We start from the raw sequence: 2,543 nt of genomic DNA, 5'->3' as shown, positions 1-2,543 counted from the left end.
TGGATCGAACGCGGCGACGTTGGCGCGTTGCGTCATGAAGCGGCCTCCAGAACGAACATCGTAAGCAGCGCAGCGCAGGAGACCGCCGGGGACCCGGTCATGCCACCTCCCTGGTGCCGCCCAGCAGCAGATACAGAACGGCCATCCGCACGCTTACGCCGTTGGCGACCTGCTCGACCACGGTCGAGCGGGTCGAGTCCGCCACATCCGAGGCGATCTCCATGCCGCGCACCATCGGCCCCGGATGCATCACCAGCGCGGATGGTGGCATCGCCGCCAGTCGGTCGGCGTCCAAGCCGTACCGGCGGGTGTATTCCCGCTCGGTGGGGAAGAACGCCGCCGTCATCCGCTCGCGCTGGACCCGCAGCATCATGACGACATCGCTTTTGGGCAGCACCGCGTCCAGATCGTAGGAGACCTCGACCGGCCACCGTTCGACCCCGACAGGCACCAGGGTGGGCGGGGCGACCACCGTCACAGCCGCTCCCAGAGTCGAGAGCAGCCACATGTTGGACCTGGCCACCCGCGAGTGCAGGATATCGCCGACGATCGTGACGGACAGGCCGTCGAGGCGGCCGAGGCGTCGGCGGATGGTGAACGCGTCGAGCAGAGCCTGGGTCGGATGCTCATGGGTACCGTCCCCGGCATTGAGCACGCTGCCACGTACCCAACCGGCAAGCCGGTGCGGAGCACCGCTGGCCGGATGTCGGCACACCACCGCGTCGGCGCCCATCGCCTCAAGGGTCAACGCCGTGTCCTTGAGGCTTTCTCCCTTGGAGACGCTCGATCCGCGGGCCGAGAAATTGATCACATCGGCGGAAAGCCGTTTGGCTGCGACCTCGAACGACGTCCGGGTGCGGGTCGAATCCTCGAAGAACAGGTTGACCACCGTCCGACCACGCAGGGTCGGCAGCTTCTTCACCGACCGGTCCGCGACGGTCGCCATGTACTCGGCCGTGTCGAGCACGAGCAGGGCCTCGTCCCGGCCAAGATCTTCGGTGGACAGGAGATGGCGCATCACCCGGCCCACCCGTCCGAGACAATCATGACGGCGTCACGGCCGTCGATTTCGGTGAGCCGGACCGCGACGGCCTCCTGGCGGGATGTCGGCATGTTCTTGCCCACATAGTCAGCCCGGATCGGCAGTTCCCGGTGACCGCGGTCCACCAGGACCGCGAGCTGTACCACCCGGGGCCGACCGAATGCGGCCAGCGCGTCGAGAGCCGCCCGCACCGTACGCCCGGAGTACAGGACGTCATCGACGAGAATCACTGTCCGGCCGTCGATCCCCCCGTCGGGAAGGTCGGTGACCCCGAGCGGGCGGACCGCTTGAAACCGCAGGTCGTCACGGTGCATGGTCGGGTCGAGCGAACCCACCCCGAGTTCGACGCCTTCCACCGCGCGTACCCGGGCGGCGAGCCGGTGGGCAAGTGGCACCCCGCGGGTGGGTATCCCGAGAAGCACGACGCCGTTTCCGCCGGAGGTCTTCTCCAGGATCTGGTGAGCCATCCGGGTGAGTATCCGGCCGATGTCCGCACCGGAGAGGACCGTACGGGCGACGCCATGGCCCGATGCCTCCGGACCGGATGAGGACCCACCCGTGGCAGCTGCGGCCATGGCGATGTCCCTCCTTCCCCGCCTCACTGGACGGTCCTTAAAGGAGCGGTCCGGATGACGGTATCAGGCACCTCAGATTGTCACTGCACGTTACATACTTGGAACCCGACGCGTATGAACAGCTCCAAGTGGGGAAGTTCCCACAGCCGTAGCGCCTAGTGCGATCGAAGTGCTACAGAAAGTGGTACAAAGAAAGTGTCAACACGACCCCCCTGGTGTCGAGCCACAACCGACCCGGGACTACTATGGGTAACCACCGGAGGCAAGAGCCCCGGTTCCAACTGATCGACCACGACGGGAGTGGGCACTCCGATGTCCGACTATGCGAAGGCGCTCGGTACTCGGCTGCGCGCAATACGCACCCAGCAGGGGCTCTCGCTTCATGGCGTCGAGGAGAAGTCGCACGGGCGGTGGAAGGCTGTCGTCGTGGGCTCCTACGAACGCGGAGACCGCGCCGTTACGGTGCAGCGCCTGTCAGAACTCGCCGAGTTCTACGGTGTCCCGGTGGGAGAACTGCTCCCCGAAGGTTCAACCGTGGCTCCGCTCGAGCAGTCGCCGCGCATCGTCCTCGACCTGGAGCGTCTTTCCCAGGTACCCAAGGAGCAGGGCGGCCCGCTCGCCCGGTACGCAGCGACCATTCAGAGCCAGCGCGGCGACTACAACGGCCGCGTGCTCTCGATCCGCTACGAGGACCTGCGCTCCCTCGCCGTCATCTACGACACCTCACCGAGCAAACTGACCGAGCAGCTCGTGTCGTGGGGAGTTCTGAGCCCCGAGCAGGGCCAGGAAGCAAGCATCAGCGAGTCCGCCTAACCCGCACCCGCCAAAGGGCGCGCGATCATGGTTTTCGCGCGCGCCCGGAGGCGCTCTGCGGAGCCGGCCCCGCCAAAGGGCGCGCGATCATAGTTTTCGCGCGCGCCCGGAGG

At 66.8% G+C, this 2,543-nt stretch carries 3 protein-coding genes; 1 reads left to right on the top strand and 2 read right to left on the bottom strand.

The genetic code is table 11. The features are described from left to right. Positions 1 to 97 precede the first annotated feature (97 nt). Together U9980_RS08175 and pyrR are read right to left on the bottom strand one after the other, a co-directional pair. Entirely contained in the window at positions 98 to 1,018 is a 921-nt protein-coding gene (locus U9980_RS08175) for an aspartate carbamoyltransferase catalytic subunit (protein ID WP_322756089.1), read from the bottom strand. After that, positions 1,018 to 1,617 (bottom strand): bifunctional pyr operon transcriptional regulator/uracil phosphoribosyltransferase PyrR, encoded by a 600-nt coding sequence (gene pyrR, locus U9980_RS08170; RefSeq protein WP_322767381.1) that lies wholly within the window; start codon positions 1,615 to 1,617, stop codon positions 1,018 to 1,020. Before pyrR ends, U9980_RS08175 begins: the two co-directional genes overlap by 1 nt. 312 nt (positions 1,618 to 1,929) lie before the next feature. Here pyrR and U9980_RS08165 point away from each other — a divergent pair, with 312 nt between their 5' ends. Next, positions 1,930 to 2,430, top strand: a complete 501-nt coding sequence (locus tag U9980_RS08165) for a transcriptional regulator (protein WP_322747533.1) — start codon at positions 1,930 to 1,932, stop codon at positions 2,428 to 2,430. Positions 2,431 to 2,543 lie beyond the last annotated feature (113 nt).

The sequence above is a fragment of the Protofrankia sp. Cr1 genome, assembly GCF_963555865.1.
Lineage (GTDB): Bacteria > Actinomycetota > Actinomycetes > Frankiales > Frankiaceae > Protofrankia.
The sequence above is the reverse complement of the archived record's forward strand: the minus strand, read 5'-3'. Positions and strand labels throughout refer to the sequence as shown.